This is a genomic window from Guopingia tenuis, from assembly GCF_014384805.1.
GTDB lineage: Bacteria > Bacillota > Clostridia > Christensenellales > Christensenellaceae > Guopingia > Guopingia tenuis.
The window spans coordinates 279,206-306,116 of sequence record NZ_JACRSS010000001.1; the positions used below are offsets into that span (position 1 = coordinate 279,206).

At 49.5% G+C, this 26,911-nt stretch carries 23 protein-coding genes and 1 other RNA gene; 7 read left to right on the forward strand and 17 right to left on the reverse strand.

The features are described 5' to 3' along the window. Window positions 1–622 precede the first annotated feature (622 nt). The 7 genes from H8693_RS01385 to H8693_RS01415 all read left to right on the forward strand — a co-directional run bounded on the left by H8693_RS01385 (window position 623) and on the right by H8693_RS01415 (window position 8,484). The gene (locus tag H8693_RS01385) at window positions 623–976 is read left to right on the forward strand and encodes a DUF134 domain-containing protein (protein WP_178620885.1); all 354 of its coding nucleotides are present in this window, start codon (window positions 623–625) and stop codon (window positions 974–976) included. 15 nt (window positions 977–991) lie between these two features. After that, window positions 992–3,574 carry an FAD-dependent oxidoreductase gene (locus H8693_RS01390; RefSeq protein WP_249279481.1) on the forward strand — a complete coding sequence of 861 codons (2,583 nt, stop codon included), beginning with the start codon at window positions 992–994 and terminating at the stop codon, window positions 3,572–3,574. Then, a complete protein-coding gene (locus H8693_RS01395) occupies window positions 3,568–4,530 on the forward strand; it encodes an ABC transporter substrate-binding protein (protein ID WP_249279482.1) in 963 nt (320 codons plus the stop codon). Before H8693_RS01390 ends, H8693_RS01395 begins: the two co-directional genes overlap by 7 nt. Beyond that, window positions 4,520–5,512 carry a FecCD family ABC transporter permease gene (locus H8693_RS01400; protein ID WP_249279483.1) on the forward strand — a complete coding sequence of 331 codons (993 nt, stop codon included), beginning with the start codon at window positions 4,520–4,522 and terminating at the stop codon, window positions 5,510–5,512. Before H8693_RS01395 ends, H8693_RS01400 begins: the two co-directional genes overlap by 11 nt. Further along, entirely contained in the window at window positions 5,505–6,254 is a 750-nt protein-coding gene (locus H8693_RS01405; protein ID WP_178620893.1) for an ABC transporter ATP-binding protein, read from the forward strand. The genes H8693_RS01400 and H8693_RS01405 overlap by 8 nt, the downstream gene beginning before the upstream one ends. A 148-nt stretch (window positions 6,255–6,402) precedes the next feature. Next, window positions 6,403–6,621 (forward strand): hypothetical protein, encoded by a 219-nt coding sequence (locus tag H8693_RS01410; RefSeq protein WP_249279484.1) that lies wholly within the window; start codon window positions 6,403–6,405, stop codon window positions 6,619–6,621. Window positions 6,622–7,194: 573 nt separating this feature from the next. Beyond that, window positions 7,195–8,484 (forward strand): collagen-like protein, encoded by a 1,290-nt coding sequence (locus tag H8693_RS01415; protein ID WP_249279485.1) that lies wholly within the window; start codon window positions 7,195–7,197, stop codon window positions 8,482–8,484. A gap of 176 nt (window positions 8,485–8,660) precedes the next feature. Here the strand turns inward: H8693_RS01415 and ssrA are convergent. From ssrA to H8693_RS01500, 17 genes are all read right to left on the reverse strand, one after another. Then, window positions 8,661–9,021, reverse strand: a transfer-messenger RNA (tmRNA) gene (ssrA, locus tag H8693_RS01420). A 29-nt stretch (window positions 9,022–9,050) separates the two neighbouring features. Next, entirely contained in the window at window positions 9,051–9,515 is a 465-nt protein-coding gene (gene smpB / locus H8693_RS01425; protein WP_249279486.1) for an SsrA-binding protein SmpB, read from the reverse strand. Between the two features lie 33 nt (window positions 9,516–9,548). Then, window positions 9,549–11,684, reverse strand: coding sequence for a ribonuclease R (gene rnr / locus H8693_RS01430; protein WP_249279487.1), 2,136 nt, complete (start codon window positions 11,682–11,684; stop codon window positions 9,549–9,551). 54 nt (window positions 11,685–11,738) lie between these two features. Continuing rightward, window positions 11,739–11,984 (reverse strand): preprotein translocase subunit SecG, encoded by a 246-nt coding sequence (gene secG, locus H8693_RS01435; RefSeq protein WP_249279488.1) that lies wholly within the window; start codon window positions 11,982–11,984, stop codon window positions 11,739–11,741. A 95-nt stretch (window positions 11,985–12,079) separates the two neighbouring features. Then, window positions 12,080–13,228 carry a D-alanyl-D-alanine carboxypeptidase family protein gene (locus H8693_RS01440; protein WP_249279489.1) on the reverse strand — a complete coding sequence of 383 codons (1,149 nt, stop codon included), beginning with the start codon at window positions 13,226–13,228 and terminating at the stop codon, window positions 12,080–12,082. A 29-nt stretch (window positions 13,229–13,257) separates the two neighbouring features. Beyond that, entirely contained in the window at window positions 13,258–13,863 is a 606-nt protein-coding gene (locus H8693_RS01445; RefSeq protein ID WP_249279490.1) for a hypothetical protein, read from the reverse strand. Window positions 13,864–13,926: 63 nt separating this feature from the next. Continuing rightward, entirely contained in the window at window positions 13,927–14,787 is an 861-nt protein-coding gene (gene spo0A / locus H8693_RS01450; RefSeq protein ID WP_283243715.1) for a sporulation transcription factor Spo0A, read from the reverse strand. Between the two features lie 90 nt (window positions 14,788–14,877). Continuing rightward, window positions 14,878–16,170: a SpoIVB peptidase gene (spoIVB, locus tag H8693_RS01455; RefSeq protein WP_249279492.1), complete on the reverse strand. Its 1,293-nt coding sequence runs from the start codon at window positions 16,168–16,170 to the stop codon at window positions 14,878–14,880. 95 nt (window positions 16,171–16,265) lie between these two features. Beyond that, window positions 16,266–17,942 carry a DNA repair protein RecN gene (recN, locus tag H8693_RS01460; RefSeq protein WP_249279493.1) on the reverse strand — a complete coding sequence of 559 codons (1,677 nt, stop codon included), beginning with the start codon at window positions 17,940–17,942 and terminating at the stop codon, window positions 16,266–16,268. A 16-nt stretch (window positions 17,943–17,958) separates the two neighbouring features. Further along, window positions 17,959–18,408: an arginine repressor gene (gene argR, locus H8693_RS01465; RefSeq protein WP_249279494.1), complete on the reverse strand. Its 450-nt coding sequence runs from the start codon at window positions 18,406–18,408 to the stop codon at window positions 17,959–17,961. Between the two features lie 18 nt (window positions 18,409–18,426). Further along, window positions 18,427–19,281: an NAD(+)/NADH kinase gene (locus tag H8693_RS01470; RefSeq protein ID WP_249279495.1), complete on the reverse strand. Its 855-nt coding sequence runs from the start codon at window positions 19,279–19,281 to the stop codon at window positions 18,427–18,429. An 85-nt stretch (window positions 19,282–19,366) separates the two neighbouring features. Continuing rightward, entirely contained in the window at window positions 19,367–20,149 is a 783-nt protein-coding gene (locus H8693_RS01475; protein ID WP_249279496.1) for a TlyA family RNA methyltransferase, read from the reverse strand. Between the two features lies 1 nt (window position 20,150). Beyond that, complete coding sequence (locus tag H8693_RS01480) at window positions 20,151–20,618, reverse strand: hypothetical protein (protein ID WP_249279497.1); 468 nt, start codon at window positions 20,616–20,618, stop codon at window positions 20,151–20,153. 832 nt (window positions 20,619–21,450) lie between these two features. Beyond that, entirely contained in the window at window positions 21,451–22,473 is a 1,023-nt protein-coding gene (recA, locus tag H8693_RS01485; protein ID WP_178620792.1) for a recombinase RecA, read from the reverse strand. A 6-nt stretch (window positions 22,474–22,479) separates the two neighbouring features. Continuing rightward, entirely contained in the window at window positions 22,480–23,019 is a 540-nt protein-coding gene (gene pgsA / locus H8693_RS01490) for a CDP-diacylglycerol--glycerol-3-phosphate 3-phosphatidyltransferase (protein ID WP_249279498.1), read from the reverse strand. Continuing rightward, entirely contained in the window at window positions 23,016–24,347 is a 1,332-nt protein-coding gene (rimO, locus tag H8693_RS01495; protein ID WP_249279499.1) for a 30S ribosomal protein S12 methylthiotransferase RimO, read from the reverse strand. Before rimO ends, pgsA begins: the two co-directional genes overlap by 4 nt. Further along, window positions 24,344–26,821 carry an FtsK/SpoIIIE family DNA translocase gene (locus tag H8693_RS01500; protein ID WP_249279500.1) on the reverse strand — a complete coding sequence of 826 codons (2,478 nt, stop codon included), beginning with the start codon at window positions 26,819–26,821 and terminating at the stop codon, window positions 24,344–24,346. The genes rimO and H8693_RS01500 overlap by 4 nt, the downstream gene beginning before the upstream one ends. Window positions 26,822–26,911: the final 90 nt, after the last annotated feature.

The window sequence follows — 26,911 nt, forward strand, 5'->3', positions numbered from 1 at the left end:
CACGGGTGCAACTGGCCCTGTCGGTCCCACGGGTGTGACGGGCCCCACCGGACCAACCGGCCCGTCCAGCGAAATTCCAGACGATGTTTTTGCCTCTTTTTATGCCTATCAATCCCAGTTTATCGTCGGTTCTCCTATTGCGTTATTTCCGGATGTAACTGACCCAACGGGAAATATTGTAGCCGCCGACGCTTCCCATATAACGTTGAAGCCCGGCTATTACCTGGTTTCTTATAAGGTTTCCGCCCTTTTTCGGAGCGCCAATTATATGCAGATTACCCCTTCCTATAATGGCGCCGCACATATCACCGGCGGAATCTATTTTGCCACCTCGACCAATGGCTCCAGCGCCAGCGGATCGGCGTTTATCATCATTCCAGTCCCCGCTCAAACGACATTTTCTTTGACGTATTCTGGCTCTGGAAACGCGATAGACGGCGAAGTCAATCTGACGATTCTGCGGCTGCGCAGACCTATATAAAGAGAGACTTGAACACGGGCAAAGCCATCCATTCTTATGGCTTTGCCCCTTTATTTTTTCTGGTTTGTTCATTTCTTCCTGGAATTATTGACATATTCTCATAAATAGTTATAATTGAAGTTATGGGAAAGGGAGGTTTTTATGGCAAGACCAGAAAAATGCAGACGGATCTGTTCCAGGCCGAATATATGCGGTTTTATTCCCGATGGGAGCAAGGCCGCAGGAACGGTCGTCTTGAGCTATGATGAATATGAAACCATCCGACTGATCGACCGGGAAAATATGAACCAGCTTGCCTGCGCCGAAAAAATGGGAGTCAGCCGTTCCACGGCAGCGCGGATCTATGGCAATGCCCGCAAAAAGCTTGCAGATGCGTTGGTGGGCGGGAAAGCCCTGAAAATCGATGGCGGAGATGTGATTGTATGCGCTAAAATGCGTCCGGAATGCAAAGATGTTGTAAATTGCTGCCATAAAAAGCAGCTCCAAGATGCCTGAAAGGGGGAAAATAAAATGAAAGTATTAATTCTTGGCGGTGTTGCCGCCGGAACAAAGGCTGCGGCAAAGTTCAAACGTGAGGACCGCAGTGCGGATGTCACTATTTTAACCAAAGATAAGGATATTTCCTATGCCGGCTGCGGTCTTCCTTATTATGTAGGCGGCCTCATCGAGAGCCGGGAGGAGCTGATCGTCAACACCCCGGAAAAATATACGGCCCTGACGGGAGTGAAGGTAATAACGGGCATGGAGGCTACGGCCCTTCATGCGGAGAAAAAAACAGTGACGGTCCGTAAACAGGATGACGGTGAAGTACAGGAGCTCGCTTATGACAAATTGATTATTGCCACGGGCGCTTCCCCTGTTCTTCCTCCCATTGAAGGAATCGAACAGGAGGGTATTTTTTCCGTGCGCACACCGGAAGATGCCATTCGCATCCGCAGTTTTGTGTCAGATGGCGGTGTAAAACGGGCTGTTGTCGTTGGCGGTGGCTTTATCGGTTTGGAAATGGCGGAGAATTTAAAGGCCCAAGGTGTATCGGTAACCGTTATTGATGCCGCAGGTCAGCTCCTTCCCGAGATTTTTGATCCGGAAATGGCCGGATATATCAAAAAACATTTGACACAAAAAGGGATTCGTGTGTTGATCAACACCAAAGCTCTCCGCTTCGCAGGCAGCGGCCGTGTGACAGGAGTACAGACCGAAGGCATGCTCCTTCCCTGTGAGATGACAATTATGGCGGTGGGTATCCGCCCCAACACGGCGTTTTTGCAGGGCAGCGGCGTGGAATTGGAACAAGGAAAAGTTCTGGTTGACCAACAGCTGCGCACCAATTTGGAGGATGTCTATGCCGTTGGCGATTGCGCTATGGTCACCAACCGAATCACGGGAAAACGGCAATGGTCTCCCATGGGTTCTTCCGCCAATCTCGAAGGACGGACTCTGGCACAGGTTTTGGCGGGAAAAGAAAAAAGATATCCTGGCGTTTTGGGGACAGGCATTGTAAAACTGCCGGAATTGAACTGCGGCCGTACGGGCCTCACGGAAGCCCAGGCACAGGCGGCGGGTTATGACGTGGTGACGGCGTTGATGGTCACGGATGACAAGGCGCATTATTACCCGGATTCCTCCAATTTTATTATCAAACTGCTGGCAGACCGCGCTTCGCATAAACTGCTGGGGGCGCAGGTGCTGGGCACCGGCAGTGTGGATAAGCTGATCGATATGGCGGTTACCGGCATACAGCTGAATGCAAGGCTGGAGGATTATGAAAATGGAGATTTTGCCTATGCTCCCCCGTTTTCTACCGCCATCCATCCCTTCGTTCAGGCGGTTTATGTTCTGCTGAATAAGCTTTCGGGAGAGCTTGTATCCATGACGCCCAAAGAATATCTGGATGGAAAAGCAGCCGATTATACGGTTATCGACGTCAATCCCTCCCCTTCTATCCGCGGTGCACGGTATATAAATCTCACGGAGGTTAATGGGCCGATCGATGGCATCGGCAAAGATGAAAAGCTCCTGCTGGTATGCAGAAGGGGCAAACGTGCCTATCTGCTGCAAAACCGTCTGCGCTATTTCGGCTATACGAACACTGCCGTTCTGGAAGGGGCGACATATTTCAGCGATGTTCGTGTGAAAAATGCGCAGGCTGCCGTATCTCCGGAGGAGATCACCCGCGTTAAGGCTCTGGGGTTTCTTTGGGACAAAAACAGCCCGGACCGTTTTAATGGACGGGTAATTACCCGCAACGGAAAAATCACCGCGGATGAAAGTGCCGCGATTGCCGAAGCCGCGCAGCGTTTCGGCAATGGTGAAATTACAATGACTACCCGCATGACTCTGGAAATTCAGGGGGTCCCCTTTGAAAATATTGAACCCTTGCAGGAATTTTTGGCGCAGGCGGGGCTCCAGACCGGAGGAACCGGCTCCAAGGTCCGCCCAGTGGTTTCCTGCAAGGGAACAACCTGCCAATATGGCTTGATCGATACCTTTGCCCTGTCTGAAGCAATCCATGAGCGTTTTTATCTGGGATATCGGGATGTAAAACTGCCCCATAAATTTAAAATTGCCGTCGGCGGCTGTCCGAACAACTGTGTCAAACCGGATCTGAACGATTTAGGCATTGTTGGCCAGCGGGTTCCCGAGGTCGATATGGAAAAGTGCCGCGGCTGCAAAGTATGCCAGATTGAAAAGGTATGTCCGGTTCATGCGGCCTCTGTTCAGGACAAGAAGATCGTAATTCAGCCGGAGGTCTGCAATCATTGCGGCCGCTGCATAGGCAAATGTCCTTTCAAAGCCTTTGTCAATTATACCAACGGCTATCGCATTTATATCGGCGGACGCTGGGGTAAAAAGGTTGCCAGAGGGCAGTATCTTGGAAAAGTGTTTACCAATGAATCTGAAGTCCTGGATGTGGTGGAAAAGGCGATCCTTCTGTTCCGTGAACAGGGTATCACTGGGGAACGCTTCGCAGATACTGTCGCCCGGCTGGGTTTTGAAAATGTCCAGGAACAGCTGCTCGGCAATGGTCTTCTGGAGCGCAAGGCGGAAAATATAGCCGCGCAAAAGCATTTAAAAGGCGGTGCTACATGCTGATAAATCATAGGAGACGGGTCGCCTTCCTGACGGTATTGCTGTTCTCGCTGTTCTGCCTCTCTGCCTGCGCAACCGAGCAGGCAGGGCCGGCGGACAGTGCGAATGTGTATTATCAGTTCACGGACGACACTGGCGTTGAAATTACGCTTCCGGAAAAACCCACACGCGTCGCTGTCCTATTCTCTTCCTTTGCCCAGGTTTGGGAGCTGGCGGGAGGCAAAGTGGATATCACCGTCGGAGAAAGCGTCGAGCGGGGATTTGCCTCCCAGGATGCTGTTCTTGTAGACGGCGGCGCCGGTAAAACCATCAACAGCGAAGCCTTGATGGATGCGGCGCCGGATTTCGTCATCTGCTCTGCGGACCTTGCCGCCCAGAGCGATGCGGCAGCATTGCTGAATGAGGCCGGAATTCCTGCGGCGTGCTTCCATGTGGACACATTTAATGAATATCTCCATATGCTCAAAATCTGCACGGATATTACCGGTGACAGCGCCGCCTATAAAGAATATGGAGCCGATGTTGCCAAGCGGGTTGATAAAATACTTTCTGCTGCCCCGCAGGAAACATCGGATAAGAAAAATATCCTTTTCATCCGTGCGGGAAGCAGCGCATCCGCCACCAAGGCAAAACGCGCTTCGGATCACTTTGCGGCTGCCATGCTTGAAGAGATGGGTACCTATAATATTGCAGATAATGCCCCAATTCTTCTGGATGGATTGAGCATTGAGGAAATTATTGATGCGGATCCCGATTATATTTTTATTTCCACAATGGGTGATGAAGAGGCTGCAAAAAAATATATGGATTCCGTACTGGCTGAACCTACCTGGCAGAGCCTGACGGCGGTGCAGACGGGAAACTATTCCTATCTTCCCAAGGATCTATTTCAGTTTAAACCAAACAATCGTTGGGACGAGGCATATGCCTTTTTAGCCGGGCTGTTATATGGAGAATAATAAAAAAAGAAAAAACTGGATATTTGCTCTTCTGACCGCCGTACTCCTGCTTTCCATGTTTATTTCTCTTTGGCTGGGCAGTGCGGAATTGTCTGTTGGTGATATATTTAAGGGATTGTTTTCGGATGGAGACAGCCGGATTTCCATAATCATCCGCTATGTCCGCCTTCCCCGCATGCTGGCCGCGCTGCTTGCAGGGGTTGGGTTATCCGTTTCGGGGGCGCTTCTGCAGGGTGTGACGGATAATGGGCTTGCCAGTCCCAATATCATTGGCGTTAATTCGGGGGCGGGATTTATGACGATTCTTACGCTTTCCATATTTCCCGGTGCAGTGTTTGCCCTCCCCTTTTCGGCTTTTTGCGGTGCCTTTGCAGCAACGCTTTTGATTTTATGGACAGCCAACCGCATCGGGACATCTAAGGTAACGATTATTCTGGCGGGAATGGCCCTGACTGCCATTCTCAATGCTGGAATTTCCTTTCTCTCCCTTTTGGATACGGACGTCGTTGCTGCATATAATGCTTTTTCCATCGGGGGGCTTTCGGGTGTGACTACGAGGGCTCTATGGATCCCCGCGGTTCTCATTTTTCTGTCCCTGGGGGCTGCCTTGCTTCTCTCCCGGCAAATTTCGGTTTTATGTCTGGGAGACAGTCTGGCGTCGTCGCTTGGAATACGGGTAAAGCGGCTGCGCATGATATGCCTGATCTGTTCCTCTGCTTCTGCTGCCGCGGTCGTCAGTTTCGCCGGCCTTCTTGGCTTTGTCGGGCTGATTGTTCCTCATATGGCGCGGCGGATCACCGGCGGCAGTATGCCGAAGGTTCTCGTGAGTTCGGCGCTCTGCGGGGCTTCTATCGTCATGTTGGCAGATGCCTTGGGACGCACTCTCTTTGCCCCAACAGAGATCCCGGTTGGCATTGTGATGGCGGCCATTGGTGCGCCTTTCTTCCTGATCCTTCTGTTTCGGAGGCGCGGTCATGCTTGAAATAAATAATTTGCAGGTTGCACGAAGCGGAAAACAAATTTTGGATGGAATTAACCTGCGTTTGATTCCCCATACCTTAACGGCACTGGTTGGAAAAAACGGCTGCGGCAAATCCACTTTGGTTTCCTGTATCAACCAGATAACCCCTTACCGCGGAGAAATTCATTTTTCCGGAAGAGACTTAGCGCTTATGCCCCCAAGGGAACGGGCCTCGCTGATCGCATTCTTGCCGCAGGCTTTGAAATCTCCGCATATCACAACGGAAGAGCTCATAGCCATGGGACGCAGCCCTTATCTGGATATCGGGCGTCATATGACGCCGCATGATAAGGAAATGGTTGAAAAAGCCATACACGCTATTGGTATTGAAAAGCTCATCGGGCGCTATGTAGATACGCTTTCCGGGGGGGAACGGCAAAAGGTCTATCTCGCCATGACTATTGCGCAGGATACCCGGCTGCTCGTTTTGGATGAACCAACGACATATATGGATATGGCCTATGAACATGCCTTTTTGGCTATGCTGGATACAATGAAGCATAAAAATAAAAAGACTCTTCTTGTGGTGATGCATAACCTGAATCAAGCAGTGCGTTATGCCGATCAACTGGCCGTTTTAGACGATGGAAAGATCGTATTTCATGGCCCGACAGAGGAGTGCCTCCGCTCCGGGATTTTAGAGCGTGTATTTTCTGTACACCGTTATATGGCGGAAGATAAGGTTTTCTTTGCCGCCGAATAAAAATATAATTGCTATAATCCCTTCCCTGCCCTTTGGCGGGGATTTTTTATTCTGTTTCTTTTCGTAACATTATTTGATAGATATACATATGTATGGGATATATGCGATCATTGAAAGGCGAGTGATATAATTTATGCGTTCTATATGGATGAAACGATTAAACAATCTGCTGTGTGTAAAAAGCATTGTAACCATTGTACTTGCGGCCGTATTTGCTTATCTTTCCATCACTGGAAAAATCTCGGGACACGACTTCTTAACAGTTTTTTCTGTTGTCATTGCATTTTATTTTGGAACACAAAGCCAGCGGCTAAATGAAAAAATCTCGGATGATACCAATAAAAATGATTCAAACCCGGCAAAATGAGCTGCAGGGGCGCGGTCTACTTTCATATAAAAGGAGAAAAATATGGATTATTATCGATGCAATTCGAATAGATGCTGCTCTTATCCCGCAACAGGCGATAATTATGCAGTTATGCAGGGCCCCCAGGGCCCGCAGGGTGTTCCTGGGCCTCAGGGGCCGCAGGGACCCAGAGGAGAGCGTGGCCCGCAGGGCCCACAGGGGCCTAAAGGAGAACAGGGCTGCCCTGGCCCGGCAGGTCCGCGGGGAATGGCCGGATTGCAGGGCCCGCGTGGACCCCAAGGTGTACGCGGTGATATAGGCCCCAAAGGAGATCAAGGCTTTATTGGTCCGCAGGGCATCCAGGGCAACCCCGGGCCTATGGGCCCCAAGGGCGATCCGGGGCCGGTTGGGCCCAAAGGAGATGCCGGACCCGCCGGGCCGGCTGGACCCAAGGGCGATAAAGGGGATCCGGGAATCCGCGGTCCACAAGGAGAGCAAGGCCCCCAAGGGGAACAAGGCCGCCAGGGTGAAATGGGCCCCCAGGGACCGCAGGGAGATGCGGGCTGCCCAGGGCCCCAGGGAGAACAAGGTCCGATGGGACCCGCCGGCACGAAGGGCGATAAGGGTGACAAAGGTGAAATAGGCCCGCAGGGGCCGACAGGAGCGACTCCTACGGTGGCTATTGGCGCGGTAACGTCTGGAGAGCTTGCCGCTGTCACTGCAAATCCTACAGAGACCGGAATTTCCCTTGATTTTACCGTACCCGTGGGACCTACAGGCCCCCAGGGTGAACAAGGTCCCGTAGGCGCAACAGGCCCTCAAGGAGAGAAAGGCGAAAAGGGCGACGTGGGAGCTCAAGGTATTCAGGGAGAAATCGGCCCTAAAGGTGACACTGGCGATGTAGGTCCGCAGGGGCCGACAGGAGCAACTCCCACGGTGGCTATCGGCGCGGTAACGTCCGGAGAGCTTGCCTCTGTCACTGCAAATCCTACAGAGACCGGAGTTTCCCTCGATTTTATCGTGCCCGTGGGACCGACAGGACCCCAGGGTGAACAAGGCCCTGTCGGCGTGACGGGCCCTCAGGGAGAGAAAGGCGACGTGGGAGCTCAAGGTATTCAAGGAGAAATCGGCCCTAAAGGTGACACTGGCGATGTAGGTCCGCAGGGGCCGACAGGAGCAACTCCCACGGTGGCTATCGGCGCGGTAACGTCCGGAGAGCTTGCCTCCGTCACCGTAAATCCTACAGAGACTGGAGTTTCCCTTGATTTTGTTGTACCCGTGGGACCTACAGGACCCCAGGGTGAACAAGGAGAAATCGGCCCTAAAGGTGACACCGGCGATGTAGGACCGCAGGGAGCAACCGGGGTATCCCCGCAAATTACCGTCGCTGAAAATACAAAAACCAGTTATAAGGTTCGTTTCAAAACGGATACGGAAGATCTTATCAGCCCAAATTTAAAATCCAATATGGAATATTATAATGCAGATTTATCGGCAACAGGCAGCAAAATCAGTATTCCTTTGATAAATTTGGTATTGACAGCCCAGAATACGTCAACAACCAGCCTGCGGCTTACCATTCAACCGTTGACGACCGGAACCTCCGTATTGGCTGATATTCGTCGTGTCAGTATATATGACTCCACAATCGAAACACAAACTAATAATAATGTTACGATTTCGAGTAGTCTGACACTGGATGATTTGGTCTATACGATGTCTCAAGAGATGCATTGGATGCGAATTCGTTCGCAAGACCCCAATACAAAGCTTTGGTCAATGTGTGAAGTTCGCACCTTCGCATCGCAAAATGGATCACGAACCAGTATTTGCGTGGACTGGTTATATACGGGAGCAAATTTTACTGCCCCATCTACTTCCTAAAGAATAGCCTCTCTTATACTCCCATCCGAGAGCACCTCATTTTCGAGGTGCTCTCTTTCTATTTCGGAAATATAGTATAGATATATTTTGAATCTACAAACAGAATATTCCTATAAAAACGTGTAAAGGCAAAACAAAAACCCGCTATTTAAGCGTTAAGCGGATTTTTTGGTGTTTGGTGGAGGCGAGGGGAGTCGAACCCCTGTCCGAAAACCTCTTTGATAAACTTTCTACAGGCTTAGTGGAGAGCACGATATTTCCCCTCCGGCATGCCCTCTCCACAGGCAGCCATTGAGTAGCTCCAATAATCCATCTTCATCCCCGGAGCAAGGATAAAGCAGTTCCCCATCTAAATTGGCGCCCGCATATCAGCCGATGAGAGAGCGGATACTGGACGTAGCTGCGTTAAGCAGCAGCTAATTGTGTGTTTTCGTTTTTAGCGTTTATTTTTAAACCCCACTTTTTTAACGCAGTTTTGGGCACTGCGGCCTGCTTATCTACCCTAGAACGATCCCCGTCGAAGCCAAGTACGCCCCCGTTTTCGCTAAAAACCGATGTTTGTCTTTCTATCGAATCGCCTTTAAATGGCTGTCGATATCCCGTTTTACTGCCTTCTCTTTCAAATCCTGCCTCTTGTCATAGAGCTTTTTCCCTCGGGCCAGGCCAATTTCCATCTTTACCAGGCCATTCTTCAAATATAGGCTTAAGGGAATCAGAGAATATCCTTTGGCAGCTGTCAATCCGCTCAATTTTGCAATCTCCTTTTTATGCATAAGGAGCTTTCTCGTCCTTAATGGATCCCGATTAAAAATATTTCCCATTTCATAAGGACTGATATGCATATTGAGAACAAATAATTCCCCCCGCTTGACCTGTGCAAAGGAATCCTTCAGATTAACCTTTCCCATGCGGATGGATTTCACTTCCGTTCCCACAAGGGAAATCCCAGCCTCATAGGTTTCTTCAATGAAGAAATCATGCCGCGCCTTTTTATTTTTTGCTATTATTTTTATTCCCGAAGACACCGGCACACCCCTCCTCTCTATGCTGGGTTTTTAAGTATATCACACTTTCTTCTTTTTTTGAACCCCCAGGAGCAAAGAAAATTCTACGCGCGCCGTATCGACGTCCACATCCTTTACCTGAATTTTCACCGAATCTCCCAGGCTGATTTTGCGCTTGGTTCTCTCCCCAATGACGCAATATAGTTCCTTATGGTATGTATAATAATCATTTTTGCATTCTGAAAGAGGAATTACCCCCTCCACGGTGTTCGGCAGCTCCACAAAAATTGCCGAAGGAGTTACCCCGGAAACAATTCCCTCAAAACGTTCCCCGATATGCTCCGATATGTATTCCGCCTTTTTGATGTCGTCAACCTTGCGCTCCGCATCGATGGCGTTCCGCTCCCTCTCGCTGGTTTTTGAGGCGATCTCCGGAAGTTCTTTCTCCAGCTTTGCAATGCGCTTGGCGCTCATCTTTCCAGCCAGGTTCTCTTTGATGATCCGATGAATCATCAGATCCGGATACCGCCGAATGGGAGATGTAAAATGGCAGTACGCATGCGAGGCCAGGCCGAAATGCCCCAGATTTTCTGGGGAATATTTTGCCTTTTGCAGGGAACGCAGCGTCACACGGTTAATGATATTCTCGCTCTCTTCCCCCTTGCATTCCTCCAAAATTCTTTGAATATCCTTGCTCCGAATGCCGTTTTGCACACCACGCATCCGAATCCCGAAATTCTGCAAAAAGATCCGTAGCTCCCGCATTTTCTCGCCGTCCGGAACCTCATGAATCCGATAGAGAAACGGAAGCTCTGCCAAAAAGTATTCTTCGGCAATGGTATTGTTGCAGGTAATCATAAACTCTTCAATGAGCTTTTCGGCGGTTCGCCGCTCCCGGATACCGATAGACACCGGCTTTCCCATCTCATCCAGGACGATTTTTCCTTCTTCAATATCAAAGTCAATGCTTCCCTTTTTAAAACGAACATCCCGCAGTACTTCGGCCAGGGCCTCCATCTCTTTCAAATCACTGTAAATATCGGCGTATTTGCGGATTAGAATGGGATCGTCTTCCTCAAGGATCGCATTGACATCGCGATATGTCATCCGGAACCGGGAAATAATTGCGGAGTTCACGATCCGATGAGAAACCACACGGCCCCGCCGGTCGATTTCCATAAAGCAGGACAAGGTCAGCCGCACTTCATTGGGAAGCAGGGAACAGATCCCATTGGAAAGCTCCCGGGGCAGCATGGGAATCACCCGGTCGATGAGGTAAACGCTGGTTCCCCGATGCAGCGCCTCTTTGTCAAGTGCACTCTTTTCCCGGACATAGTGGCTCACATCCGCGATATGCACTCCCAGGACCCAGTTTCCATTTTTGAGCTTTTCAATGGAAATTGCATCGTCCAAATCCTTGGAATCCGCCCCATCAATGGTGATGATCTTCTTATTGAATAAAATTTCCCGGCTCTTGAGCTCTTCCTGGGTGACGGCATTTTTAAGCCGCCGAGCTTCTGCCGCCACGTTTTCCGGAAATTCCTCCTTCAAATGAAAAGTACGGGCGATGGAAAGGATATCCACTCCCGGATCTCCCTTGTTGCCCAATATCTCTATAACTTTGCCCTCGGCGCTCAGCTTGCCATCCGCCCGCTTGGTAATCTCAATCAAAACCTTTTGATTGTTTTTTGCGTTTTTATTATCCTTTTTGGGAATATACACGTCTGCCAGCGTGGGATCATCGCAAAGTACAAAGGCAGAATTTTTCTCCCGCACAAAGGTTCCGGCCGTAACATACGGATCCTTGGAACAAATTTTTTCTACTTTCCCTTCGGTCCGTTTTTCGCCCGTCTGCTCCTTTTTCTTTTTAACCAGAACCAAGTCGCCATTGAGCGCGCCCTTCATATCCCGCGAAGGAATAAAGATATCTCCCCCCTCGGCACGGACAAATCCAAAACCTCCCCGCTTTACCTCAAGAGGGCCTTTATAGTATCCCTTAGAGGCAAGGGAAGCATATTTTCCTTTCTTCGTTTTCAAAATGTCTTTTTCTTTAATTAGAATGGACAGAGCATCCTTTATTTCTTTTTGGGAATATTTCTTCCCCAGTTTTTTGGATAGTTCCTCTCCGCTCAGACATTCGTTGTCTTCAAGTATTGTTTGTATGGTTTCTTCTATACCCAAAATCTTCTCCCTCATTCGTATATCATATAAAAAAGCACCCTGACAATAGGGTGCTTCGGAAATTTGAATCTATACCGCAAATCTTTGAATCACGACTAACGCCACAGCAAGAACCATGAAGCCGATGCCTGCGACCTTTGTCATCTTTGCCAGAAAAGCGTCCATACCACGCGCCTTTTTCTTGCCCATCAATGCTTCCGCGCCCCCAGTCACCGCACTCGCGTTTGCATCACCAGTCTGCATCAACACAACGATGATCAGGAACAAAGAAAATATACATAAAACTATTTTAATAATTAACGAGACAATATCCATTGCTTGCTACCCTCCTACATACATAACAGTGTCATTATATCATTTCTAAAAAAGGATTGCAAGCATTTTTTGCCTTTCCCCCGGAAATATCTGCATCATCCCAACCACTTTTGCAATATCTTATGGAGACAGGAGGAAAAGGTCAGTTCTTCTATATCTGCATTGGGCGCCAACGCCACCGAGTATTCGGCCCCGTCGGCAGTTTTGACGATGATCCGCCCCACAACCGTTCCTTTGGCGATAGGCGGCAGGATTTCATTTACTTCTACCTTTTTCTCCAATCCCGCCTCTTCCCCTTTTTTCAGAAGAATGGAGAGATCCTCTTTGGCGAACAGATCCACAGCTGTATTCCCTCCGCCCGCCAGAGGCACAGTTTTCACCTTTCCGCCGGCCTTGGCAATCTGTTTTACGGTATATGTGGCGGCCGCATAATTGATGCTGTTCTTTGCGAAGGTGAAGCGGGAATCGGTTTTCTGATCCCCTATAACGACGCAGATGAACCGTGCGCTTCCATTTTTTAGCGTCGCCACTAGGGAATAGCCGGACTGAGCGGTGGAACCTGTCGCCATTCCATCAAAGCCCTGGACTTTGACCAGCTTATTGGAATTGGCCATTTCCGTCGTGCGGCCGCTTTCATGGGTAAAAGTATCCAGCCATAGGGAACTGTATTTGAAAAAGCCGCTGTATTGGGAAAGCTCGCTGGCGATAATTCCCAAATCCCTGGCGCTCATGGTGCTGTCTGGAGAAAGGCCGGTGGCATCGGCAAAAGTGCAGCCCAGCCCCAATTCCTTGGCCCGGGTATTCATCATATCTGTAAAAGCAGCTTCCGTTCCTGCGATTTTTTCCGCCAGCGCGCAAACAGCGTCGTTGGCGCTGCACATAATCGCAGGCTTTAGGAGTGTTTCGACCGAATACTGCGCGCCGCTATCCAAAAAGACCCGGGTTCCGCCCTTTGATGCAGCCTCTTTGGAGACCGGGACCATATCTGTGTTTTTTATCGTTCCCTTTTCCAGAGCCTCAAAAAATAACAGATAGGACATCACCTTAGTCAATCCGGCAACCGGCAGCTGACTTTCCTCGTTTTGCCCTTGAATTTCCTGCCGCGTGTTTGCTTCCATGAGAATATATGCCTTCGCTGTCGATTCGGTTTCATTTTCGGTTGTTTCTTCTGCCCATGCCAGCATAGGCAGGCAGAAAATGAACAGGACGGCAGCGATCAGGCAGCTGACGATTCGCTTCAACATTTCTTTATACACTCCTTAAACAAGAATTTTTATAATAACGCCTGATAAAATTCGGAAAGGATGACCGCTTCCATCACCAGACTGCCCAGGAGGACCAGATAGCAGGCCATGCAGCGTCTATAGTGCGGAGCCGCCTCCCGATAAATATCCGAAGGGGTTTTGGGGACATGGCGTTCCTTCAGACATTTTTTTATATTTTCTATTCCATAGGCGCAGAGCTGAAGGAAGCATGCTATGTGGACCCCCAACAGGATCAAAAAAACTGGAACCATCCAAAGAAACTGCAGCGGAAACGCGATGGAAAACAAAATTCCCCATCCCATGCTCCATAGGGCGGAATACAGGGGAACCAGGATGCACATGCACGGAATCCCAATGATCCAAAGAGAACAAAACAGATAAGCAGCCCATCCCAGAACCCGCCAAAATCCGATGCTCCATAAAAATGGAAAGAGGCTGTAATCCATTTGGTATCCCCAAAAACACCGCAGCACTGCCAAGCGAAACGAAGGCGTTCCGCTTCCAACGGAGACAAAGCCCGCAATCAGCCCCGCCAGTATAAAAAAGCCGCCCAGAATATAGGCGGCTTTGTGGTTTCGTATTTCATCCATCATCCAACGGATTCTATGCTGCATGGGTCTCATCGCCTACCTCGATACTATCTATATTCGACAGGAAATGAGCCTATGTCTGCTATTTTAATCTATTTTCACCTTATTTAAATTGATATAGTCGACAATCGCGGCAATAAAGGCAGAGTTTGTCGGCTTGCCCCGGTTGGCGTCTACGGTATATCCAAACAAATTTTCGATATACCGCATATCACCCTTTTCCCACGCCACTTCCACGGCATGGCGGATGTCCCGCTCCACACGGGAAGCGGTAGTATTGAAGTTTTCCGCTACGGCAGGATAAAGTCCCTGGGTAATTTTTCCTAAAATCGCCTCATCCTGTAAGCCTAAGCTAATCGCATAACGAACATATTTATATCCCTTCATGTTGGGGGTAAAGCCAATTCTCTGGATGATGCGGGTGATGGCAGACATTTGATCCACATCGGTTTTGACATCCGCCGGAGGAATAATATGCTTTTCCGGATTTTCCGCGGATTCCTCTTTCCTCTGCCCATTATATTGCAAAAGATCCATGATGCGCCCACGGAAGGTGAAGAAAGAAATGGGCTTGATCAGAAAAAAGTCTGCGCCATAGTCAAAAGATTTATTGATAGAAAATTCACTGGCAGTTGCCGAGGTGACGACAATTTTCGAGTTGCCGTGAATCCCTTCATTCTTGATTGCCTCCAGAACACTCAAGCCATCAATTTTGGATAAAATGACATCCAAAATAAACAGATCCGGCTTCTTTTCACGAAATTTTTCCAAAGCATCCTCGCCGTTAAAGGCAAAACAGCAGTCATGAAAAATTCCCATCTTTTCCGTATGGTTCTTTATTACCAACAAATAATCCTTGCTTTCACTCGCAACCAAAACCGAGTATGTTGTTGCATTTTTCGACACGTTCCGCACCTCTATTAAGAATTTCAGTGTTTGAAGACACATTTATTATACATCGAATCCGCGGCATACTCAATATGATTGTGCGAAATATGTCAAAAAATTCCATGGAATTACCAAAAATATATTCTGATTTTATTTTCCCAACTCGTTTAGCATCCAATCCACATAGATTCCATATCCCTTTGTCGGATCGTTGACAAACACATGGGTAACAGCCCCAACGATCTTTCCATTCTGCAAAAGCGGGCTTCCGCTCATTCCCTGCACAATTCCGCCGGTCTGGGATAGCAGACGTTCATCCGTGATCTCGATTTCCATGCTCTTCTGCTTGGGTGAGTTCTGGGCATTCAGCTTGATGATTTTGCACTTATATTCCTTCACCCCTTCGTTATTGAGAGAGCAAAGCAATGTTGCATCACCCAGCTGGATTTCATCCCGCTTTGCGGCCGGAAGCGCCTCGGAATATAGATTATTTTCAATTCCCTTTTCGGATGTGCCATAAATGCCGAAATCCGTATTTTTCGTAATATTCCCGATCACTTCATTGTTCACATCGAAAGACCCTTTCAGCTCCCCCGGTTCGCCCGCTTCGCCTTTGACGATCTCGATAATCTCCGAGGAGACGATTTCCCCTTCTTTGACCGTTAAAAGTTCTCCTGTATCCACGTCAGAGATCGCATGTCCAAGCCCGGCAAAGCTCTTTGTGGAAGGGTCATAAAATGTCAGGGTTCCCACGCCGGCCGTGCTGTCGCGCACCCATACGCCCAGTTTCAAAAGACCATCTTCCGAATCCTTAACGGGCGTGATGGTAATTTCCCTTTCCTCATTATGGCGCCGGATGGAGAGCTTTACCTCCGCATCTTTCAGGTTATTGATGAGTTCGGTCATATGCTGGGCATTTTTGATTTCCACACCGTTTAGTTTTTCAATAACATCGCCTGGGTCCAGTCCCGCTTTTTTGGCTGGATTCACCCGCTGGCCATCCTCTGTCACTACATCCATCGTCCCAACAACAAGGGCTCCCTTTGTATAGAGCATCACACCGATGCTCTGCCCGCCCGGAACCAGGTATTTTTCATCGACAACCGTGACCTTGATATTTTTGACGGGAATAAATCCCAAAAGGTCGATGGAAACGTCGGCTGTTCCGGTATTTTCAGAGGATATCGTCAGGGGTTCGCTCATTCCATAGACATCCTGATCCTCTAAACTATTTCCATTGAATTTAATCACGTCCTTGGTATCGGAACGCAATTTTATGTTAAATGGCAAATTCAGTTCCAACGTCTGCGAATTTCCATCGATCAGGAGAATTTCATCCGGAACGTTGGCAAAGCTTACGACCGCCGGGATAATCAGGAATCCAACGGCCAGCAGCATCAGAACCGTGATCCCGATGCAGATTCCTTTTCTTGTCCGATTCAAAAAAGACACCTCTTTAAACAATAATCTCAAAGGTAGTATTGTTTGGAAGGTGTCCTTTTATGCGAGTCAAGAATTGTATGGTTTTACAAATTCAGTCAAAAATCACGCTTGTATTCCTTTGCTTTCAAAAGCAGTTCTTTCGCATGCGCCAAAGAGAGCTCGGATTCGATTCCGCCCGCCAGGCGGGCAATTTCCCGCGGAATATTCTCTCCTTCAATCCGCTGGACAACGGTTTTCGTGTGGCCGCCGCTGACCTGTTTTTCAATATAATAATGGATATCCGCCATAGCCGCGATCTGCGCCAGATGCGTCACACAGATCACCTGGCGTTCTTTTGCGATCCGCCCGATCTTTTGCGCCACCACCTGCGCCATATTTCCGCTGATTCCCGTGTCCACTTCGTCAAAAATCATCGTGGAAATATCTTCCCGCATAGCGGTTATATTTTTGATAGCCAGCATAATGCGCGAAGCCTCGCCGCCCGAAGCCACTTTTGCAAGGGGCTTCAAAGGCTCCCCCTGATTGACGGTGATATAAAATTCCACCATATCCGCGCCTTCTGCGGCAATCTCCTTTTCTTCAAAGCGAATGGAAAATTGGGCATATTTCATTCCCAGCTCCCGGAGCTGCTCCACAATGGCCTTTTCCAAAATTTTCGCTGTCTTTTTGCGCAGGTCTGTAAGAGAACCCGCCGCCCGCACCACGGCCGCCCGCAAATCACATGCCTGTTTTTCCAATCCGGCAATTCGGCTGTCGCTCCCCTCCAGCTCTTCCAGTTCTTCCTGGGCAGCATCCTGGAAGGACAAAATTTCCTCAACAGAGGAGCCGTATTTGCGCCGCAGACCCGCGATAAGCGCCAGCCGGTCTTCAATTTCTTCCAGCCGCGCCGGCTCAAAGGCAACGGATTCCGCACAATCGGAAATTTCATAAAAGCTGTCTTCCAAAGAATAGTATGCGTCGTTTACGCTCTGCAAAACCTTGGCATACCGCTCATCCATGTCGCCAATTCCTTCCATGGCATGGATGGTCTCTTTTAATTTTTCCAGGATGCTCTCGTTTCCGTTTAACAATTCTTTGGAAAGTTCCAGTGCTGAAGCAATCTTTTCGCTGTTGAGCATCCGCCTTTTTTCCTGCTCCAAGCCCTCTTCTTCGCCGATTTTGAGATCGGCCTTGGAAATCTCGTCGATCTGAAACCGCAGCATATCCAGACGGCGTTCCTTTTCTGCGGTGTTTTGCTGCAGGGAATCCAACCTCTTTCGGACGGCGGAATAATCGCGAAATACATTCCCCAGCGTTTCTTTTGCGGCAGTGATAGATTCTCCGCCATATTGGTCTAAGATCCGCAGGTGATATTTTTCCGCAAAGAGATCCTGCTGCTGGTTTTGGCCGTATAAATGAATCAGTCTGCCGGCAATTTCCCGCAGCACGTTCAGACTCACCAGCCGCCCGTTAATCCGGCATACATTTTTTCCGGAAACAGAAAGCTCCCGGGAAAGGATCAGGGATTCTCCGGCTTCGATTCCATAAGAATCCAGCTCCGCCAGCACATCCTTTTTCTCATAATCCGAGATCTGCGCTTCCACATAGGCCTTTTCCTTCCCATGCTGAATCAGTTCCCGGTCACCGCGGCTTCCCAGAATCAGGTTCATGGAGTCCACGAGAATGGATTTTCCCGCGCCCGTTTCCCCGGTGAGTACGTTAAACCCCTTTTCAAAAGAAAGGGAAAGCTCGCTGATGAGAGCGATATTTTGAATGGTCAGTTCTTGAATCATGGCGGTTCCCAACTGTTTATCGTTTGGATATTTGCTTGAGGTGGTGAATGATATGTTCTGCCTTTTCTGTTTCCACCGCCAGGAAAATCGTGTTGTCCCCGGCGATGCTTCCGATAATTCCATCGATATCCAGATTATCAATGACTTCCGCTGCAGCGTTAGCGCTGCCCGTGAGCGTGGTGACGACAATAATATTTCCCGATCCGCGCACGGAAACAACTGTTTCCTTGAATACCCGCAGCAGCTTTTGCGTATTCAAAACCACGCTGGCTTCATTGACCGCGTATTTATAGACGCCGCGCTCGGTCTGCACCTTGATCAAATGCAGTTCCTTAATATCCCGTGAAATTGTCGCCTGCGTCACTTTAAATCCGTGCTCCAGCAGGGCTTTGCCCAAGTCCTCCTGGGTTTCAATGGTCGCCTCTTCGATGATTTCCAGGATTGCGTTATGCCGCTTTTGCTTCATTGCCTTTCTCCACCTCTACTATTTGATCACCCATTCTGCCAGTTTTTCTTTGAGCAGCAGAAAAAAGTTTTTATCCGTATACCGAATGAATTCCACGCCGAAATCTGCTTTTTTGATGGAAACCGTCTCATTCTGCCCGATTTCAAAGGCATCCTGCCCGTCCAATGTGAGCACAGTCGATCCGTAATCCGATTCCGCCCGCACAGTAATCTCATCGTTCCCGGAAATCACAATATTGCTGGACTGCAGAGTATGGGGGCAAATGGGCGTAATCAGAAGCACATCCACCGTTGGCTGCACCACCGGCCCACCGGCCGAAAGAGAATATCCCGTAGAGCCAGTGGGAGTGGAAACAATCAGGCCGTCGCACCGCCAGTTGTCCACCGGCAGTCCATTGACCGCCACATGCACATTGACGATCCGCAGCACCTTTTTTTGAGAAATTACCGCTTCATTCAATCCATAGGCGCTCGCACGAATTTTTCCCTCCGCATCGAGAATGCCTGCCTTCAGCATAATGCGTTTTTCTATGCGGTATTTCCCTGCCAGAATCCCATCGATGGCGGCGCGCAGATTTTCCACTTCTGTATCCAACAAAAAGCCCATGCGGCCCATATTCAGTCCGAGAAGCCGCGTGCCCTGCGGCCCATATTTCCGTGCAGCCGTCAGCATCGTTCCATCGCCGCCCAGAACCAAAAGCACATCGATTTTACGGCCGCGGCAGCTGGCTTCCGGCCCAGCTCCCATCGCTTTTACAAGCGCATCGTCAAAATAATAGGGAACGCCCCGATCCTCCAGTGCCTGCACCACTTGGCGGGTATAGTGCAATTCTGCATCTTTCTTCAAATTTGTATAGATACCAAAAATGCACATAGCTATGCTCCTATCGCATTGGTCAAAAATAATTATACATAATAATCAAAAAATATACAAGAATAGATTTTCCCTTTCGGCTTGCTTATAAGCTGGAAAAAGCCTCCTGCACGACAGAGGGAATGGAAACCTCACAGGAAGGAACGTCTTTTATGAAATGAGCTAGATATTCAATATTCCCATTGGGGCCTTTAATGGGAGAAAATGTGAGGCCGTTCAGCCCAAAGGATTCCGCTTCTGCATACGAAAACACGTTGGATATTACTTCTTCATGGACGGAAGGGTCCCGCACCACGCCCTTTTTTCCAACCTTTTCCCGGCCTGCTTCAAACTGCGGTTTGATGAGGGTCACAGCCTCCCGGATCCCAGCCCGCCGCATGGCCGGCAAGATCAGCTTCAGGGAGATGAAAGAGACGTCTACACTGGCAAATTCCGGCGTTTCGGAGAAGGTATCTGCCTCCATAAACCGGGCGTTTGTCCGTTCCATGACGACTACTCGCGGATCGTTGCGGAGTTTCCAGTCCAGCTGGCCATAGCCCACGTCGACGGCATAAACCATACGCGCCCCGTTTTGCAGCATACAGTCGGTAAATCCCCCGGTGGACGCCCCAATATCTGCGCAGACCTTTCCCGAAAGCTGAATGGGAAAACACGCCATTGCCTTTTCCAGCTTCCACCCGCCCCGGCTCACATAGGGGCAGGTTTCCTTCACAATAATTTCACTGTCCGGCAGTACCATTTCTCCGGCTTTTGTGACAGTTTTTCCGGAAACTATTACCTCCCCGGCCATAATCAATGCCTTGGCTCGCTCCCGGCTAGCCGCCAGATTTTGTTCCACCATGATGACATCCAGACGTTTTTTCTCCATATCATTTCCCGCCTTTCCGCGGTTTTGTTTTGGGGCTGCGCTCAAACAACGCAAAAAAAGCGCCGATCGTTTCCACGATCTTCACATTTTTGTTCATGGCAAAACCCTTTCCGAGCGCCTTTCCGGCAACCGTGCAGGCAGCAGTGACGCTGGAAATCAAAATGCTGATGACAATTTCCGATACACTGGGAGAAGAAACCATAATTTTGGCCACGATTGCCGCGCCTGCCGCACCGCTGACAATACTGCAAACGTCTCCAATCACATCGTTGCATATATTGGAAACGACTTCTGCATTTTTCAGCAATTTCAAGGCACGCGTCGCCTTTTTGATTTTTTTTGCCGACATGGCGATAAACGGCGTCTGATCGCAGGAGGCAAACGCCACGCCGATGATATCGAAAATAACGCCCAGTAATATGAGCGCTATAACAATCAAAGTAGCGGGAAGAATCCCTAAATTAGACATGAATACTTCTGCGACTACACTAATCCCGCCGGAAGTAATCAGCGTGATAAAAAAAATTTTCAGAGTCCAGAAGCGGACTCCTTTTGTTTTTGAACCAGACAAGTCGGTTTCTCCGTATTTTTTAATCGGTGGTGATACGTTAGATAGACCTTGCAGCTTAGGTCCAGTAGGATTTCCCTATGAACTACTTCCCGTCGCCGATAGAAGCGGTTTCCCTTTAAAGCCCATAATGCAAAGTCGCCTTACGCATGACTGGATTGCCGTTTAGACCACACTATAATCCCTAACGCACCTTATAAAAACAGTCTAGGAGCTTTCCTCAACAGCACAATTCCGGTTTCTATCCTCTTTTGCCATCCGCAGTTTCAAGGAGTACAGGCGTGTAAACCACTTCTGGCCTGAAATGGCCTACGCTCCTCCTATCCCTCTGCGCCAACGCAAGGCAGGCTACACTGCACACAGCTGCGAACCGCATAGCAGGTTTAATCCCATTCAGTAGCTCTTTCGTTTCGTCAAACAACCTACAGGGTCTCCACGGAAGCTGGGTCATTCGCCCGTATGCCATTACGGATCGCCCCTCTTCCTTAACTCCCAGCATCAGCTCCCGACTGGGCGTCAGCAGCCAACACCAGAAACTTCATCGATATGCCCTTTAACGGATTTTTAGGCCCGTCTTCGAAACCGGCAGTACCGACTAGAATACTGCACCACCGTTTTTCTATTATACTATATCTTTATAAAAAGTGCAATTCTTCCCGGGAGAATGAAACTTTTAGAAAAAACCGGGGAAATGTATTTTCCCCGGTTTAGTGCTGGAAACAGCCTTATCTTTTTATTCCTCGCCGGCACTTGCTTCGCTCTCTTCCGGCTTGCCATTGATTTTTTCCATAATCTGCTGCTTGACTTCTTCCGCAACCTCCGGGTTATCCTCCAGATATCTCCGGGCATTATCCCGGCCCTGGCCAATGCGGGCGTCCTTATAGGAAAACCATGCGCCGGATTTGTTGATGATATCGAACTGCACGCCCAAATTGAGGAGGCTGGCCGACGCGGAAATGCCCTTTCCATATAAAATCTCGCATTCCGCCGTTTTGAAAGGCGGCGCAACCTTGTTTTTTACAATCTTGATCTTTGTCCGGTTCCCAACGACCTGATCGCCGTTTTTAATCGGCTCTCCTTTGCGCACTTCCATGCGGACGGAGGAATAAAACTTCAGCGCCCGGCCGCCCGGAGTGACCTCGGGATTGCCGAACATGACGCCAACCTTTTCCCGCAGCTGGTTGATAAAAATGGCCACAGTATTGGATTTGGAGATCGCTCCCGCCAGCTTGCGGAGCGCCTGGGACATAAGGCGTGCCTGCAATCCCACATGTGCATCGCCCATTTCTCCATCAATTTCGGATTTGGGCACCAGGGCAGCCACCGAGTCCAGAACAATCACATCGATGGCGCCGCTGCGGATCAGCGTTTCCATAATCTCCAGCGCCTGTTCCCCCGTATCCGGCTGGGAGACAAAAAGATTATCAATATCTACGCCCAGATTTTTCGCATATACCGGGTCCAGCGCATGTTCCACATCGATAAAGGCTGCCGCGCCGCCCAGCTTTTGTGCTTCCGCGACGACATGCAGAGAAACCGTCGTTTTACCAGAGGATTCCGGGCCATAGATCTCGATAATCCGGCCCCGGGGCAACCCGCCGATCCCCAACGCCAGATCCACCTCCAAGCAGCCCGTAGGAATCGCGGAAACCTCCATATGCGCGGACTGGTCGCCCAGCCGCATGATCGCTCCCTTTCCAAATTGCTTTTCAATTTGCGCCAAAGCGTTGTCCAGCGCCTTTTCTTTATCCATCATCATTTTTTACCCCTTTAATACTTCTTTATTTTTCACCATATATTCGATACACGACCATATGGACAAAAACACGCTGATATAGATCAGGATGATTCCCATATCAATATTCCAAAGAGAGAACAGCGGATTTTCCAGGAATATCAGCGATATCCCCACCAGCTGAAAAATCGTTTTCAGTTTTCCGCTCCAACCTGCCGCGATCACCACACCTTCGGAGGCCGCGAGCTGCCGGAAACCCGAGATAATAAACTCCCTTCCGATCAGGATAATGCATATAACCGGCCCCACCTTGCCCCAGGCCAAAAGCAGCAACAGGGCTGAGGTGAATAAAACCTTATCCGCAATGGGATCCATGAGCTTTCCAAATTTTGAAACACATGCGAACCGCCGCGCCAGATATCCGTCCAGCATATCCGTGAGGGACGCGGCGATAAAAATACCTCCCGCCCAATAATTCCATCCCGGCAGCCCGGTATAGTAGCACAGGATAAAAAACGGCACCAGCACGATGCGGGCAATCGTGAGATAATTGGGGAGCTTATTCATAACAGGGCCCCTCCATAAAGGTCATAGGCATCCGCCGATTCAATTTTTACGGGAACAAATTCCCCTTCAGCCAGCGGCCGCTGTGAATGGATAAGGATCTGCCCATCGATGTCGGGCGCCTCGGCGTAGGAACGGCCCCAATAGGTTCCCTCCTGCTCTCCTGCGCCTTCTATCAAAACACGGTAAATCTTTCCCACTCGGCGTTCATTGGCCGCCAGAGAAATCGCCTGCTGAATTTCCATAAGCGTATCCCGCCGGGCCTCCTTTTCTTCTTCTGGAACCTGATCCGGGAACTCCGCAGCCGGCGTTCCTTCTTCCTGGGAATAGGCGAATACTCCCATCCGGTCAAAAGCCAAATCTTCAACACCCTGCCTAAGAACAGCAAACTGCTCTTCGGTTTCTCCGGGGAACCCCGCAATCAGCGTAGTGCGAATAATAAAGTTGGGATTTTTCTGGCGGATTTTGCGCACCAGAGCATAGGTCGCGTCCTGCCGGTTACGGCGGTGCATCCGCTTCAATACGGTATCATCCAGATGCTGGATCGGAATATCCAGATATTTCACGATGGTTTCATGCTTCTGCATAACATCCAAAAGCTCATCTGTAATGTTTTCGGGATAACAGTATAAAACCCGGAGCCATACAATTCCCGGAAGCACTGCCAGACGTTCCAACAATTCGCATAGCATGGGTTTCCCATAAAGATCCATTCCATATCGCGTCGTATCCTGGGCCACCAAAATTATTTCCCGGACACCTGCTTTCAAGAGCATGCGAACCTCCGCCTCGATATCCTCCATCGTTCTGCTTTGCAGATTTCCGCGGATATAGGGAATCGCGCAGTAGGAACAGCGGTTGTTGCAGCCCTCAGCGATTTTCACATAAGCATAATAGGAAGGCGTCGTCAAAACACGATCCAGATAATTTCCCTCGGCTTTGGGGGCAGAAAATTCCGAGAAAGCCTCCCCTGCCAGCGCATGATCCACCGCCTCGGCAATTGCGTCATATGCGTTGACTCCCAAAAAGGCATCCACTTCCGGAAGCTCCCGCATCAACTCTTCCCGGTATCGTTCCGAGAGACATCCCGCAACGATCAGGGCCTTTAAGCCGCCCGTTTTTTTATACTGCGCCATTTCCAGAATTGTATCGATGGATTCCTGCTTGGCCGACTCAATAAAACCACAGGTGTTGATAATAATCACATCCGCCTGCGCCGGATCTGCAACAAAGCTCACATTCCGGTGCTGCAGCGCTCCCAGCATCAGTTCGGTGTCCACCCGGTTTTTCGAACACCCAAGGGAAATGACCCCGATTTGTATCTCCTTCATTCTTCCTCCGTCGCCGTTTCATCCTCTTCATGCATCATCCGGCGGTAATCATCCCAGGTAATCAGCACTTGCCGCGGTTTGCTCCCCTCCGCGGGAGTCACAATCCGCTTTTCCTCCAACTCATCCACCAGACGCGCCGCCCGGGCGTATCCCACCTTCAAACGCCGCTGAAGCATGGATATCGAGACCTGTTCATATTCCAGCGCCAATTCAATCGCTTTGGGAACCAATGCGTCCCCAAATTCCGTCTCTCCGTTTTCGGAAGAGGACTGCGCCCCGGTTTCCACTTCCCGGGCCAGATCTTCATCATAGCCATGGCCCGTATGTTCATTGCGCAGGAAATTCACAACTGCTTCATTCTCGCTGTCCGAAATATAACATCCCTGAAGCCGGATGGGTTTGTTCACCCCAGCGGGCATATAGAGCATATCGCCGTCTTTTAAGAGCTTTTCCGCGCCGCCCATATCAATGATAACTCGGGAATCCACCTGATTGGATACCGTGAGAGCAATTCGCGAAGGGAAGTTCGCCTTGATAAGTCCGGTAATGATATCCACCCGGGGGCTTTGTGTAGCGATGATGATGTGAATGCCGCTGGCACGGCCCAACTGCGCGATCCGACAGATCGCGTCCTCAACCTCACTGGCACTGGCCATCATCAGGTCGGCCAATTCATCGATGACGATGACGATTTTCGGCATGCGCTCTTCTTTGGGCGTATCCGGATGGTTATTAAACCGCTCCAGATCTTTAACGCCGCGGTCGGCAAACTGCTTATACCGTTTGAGCATCTCTTCCACCGCCCAGTTGAGAGCAACCGTCGCCTTCTTGGGCTCAGTAATGACGGGAATCTTCATATGCGGAATCCCATTGAAAATGCTCAACTCCACCACCTTGGGATCAATCATGATAAATTCCACTTCATCCGGCGAAGCATGGTATAAAACGCTCATGATGAAAGCGTTGACGCAGACACTCTTTCCTGAACCTGTTGTTCCTGCAATGAGGAGGTGGGGCATCTTCGCCAAATCGCCATACACATTCTTCCCGGCGATATCTTTCCCGACGGCAAAAGCCAGCTTGCTTTTCATATTGCGGAATTCATCTGTATCGATCATTTCCCGCGCAGTGACCATAGTTTTCTTGGTATTGGGCACCTCGATGCCGATGGCGGCTTTTCCCGGAATCGGCGCCTCGATGCGGATACTGGGCGCGGCCAGATTCAGGGCGATATCATCCGATAAGGAGACGATTCGGCTCACCTTTATCCCCGGAGCCGGCTGCAATTCAAAGCGCGTCACTACCGGGCCCTTAGAAACATTGACCACCTTTGCGGAGATATTGAAATTTTTCAGCGTTTTTTCCAGAAGATCTGCCTTTGTCCGGATCTCATCCCGCTCATTTTTATTGGCGTTTCCGCCGCTTCCCGCGTTCAAAAGAGAGATCGGCGGAGGGATATACTGTTTTTCTTCCTCGTCTGCCGGCTTTGCGGCAGCTGGTTTTTCTTGTTCCGGCGCGGCAGGTGCCATGCCTTCTTTCACCTTCGTTGCCGCCGTATGCTGTGGTTCAGACATCGCTGCTTTTTCTGGGCGCAAAGAAACAGGGGAAAAATCTAGCTCGGGCCTGGCATTCTCCTCTTCCTCCGGCTCGATTCCAAGAATTTCTTCTTCCATGCCGAAGGAATCCGCTTCCCTTTCCTCGTCATGCAGGAAAGGTTCTTCCTCCAAATCCAAAAGTTCCTCTGGAAAATCATCTTCCACCGGAGCAACTTCCTCAATAAACAGCTGTTTCTTGCGAATCGGCTGGCTTTTATAGGTAAAAGCATTGTCATACGCCTTTTTTACCTGTTTTTTTGTTTTTTTCTCAATACCGGGAAACTCTTGCACATCTTCTTTATGTTCTTCCCGGGCGTCGTGTTTTTCAATAATATAATTTTTGATTTTCTCTCCCACCTTTTTTAGTGAAAAGTTTGTGACGATCATCAGACAAACGATAAACATTGCCATTGCGAGGACAAGGCCGCCAGTGTCACCGATAAAGACGGAGAGCGGGTATCCCAAGAGACCGCCTAGAACACCGCCGCCCAGGGCAAATTCTCCGCCTTTTACATAGCACTCCGCCAAATAGGCGGGAAAGCCATCTATCGTCAGAAAATTATTGGCATAGCAGAGCTGGATAAAGGTGAGCAAACTCAAAAAACCGATAGCACCCGCTGTAATTTTTCCCCAATGCGGAGCATGTCTGCGCGCCGCGATGGCGCCGATTCCTCCCGCCGCGATACAAACCGGCATAGCATATCCAACAACGCCAAATGTGCCAAAAAAGAAGGAGCGCATCCAAATGGAGAATAACGCACCGGAGGAAGAATATATGGAAATTCCAATGACAATTCCCAATGCAATCAACAAAACGCCCACAATTTCATTGGTGAGCTTGGTTTGTTCTTGTTTTTTCTTCTTCTGTGCCTTCTTCATCTGATTTGCTACCCCGTTTACATTCCTTTCTTATTATAATATAATTTTCAGCTAAATACAACTCATCCATAGCCGCATAAAACAGGATAA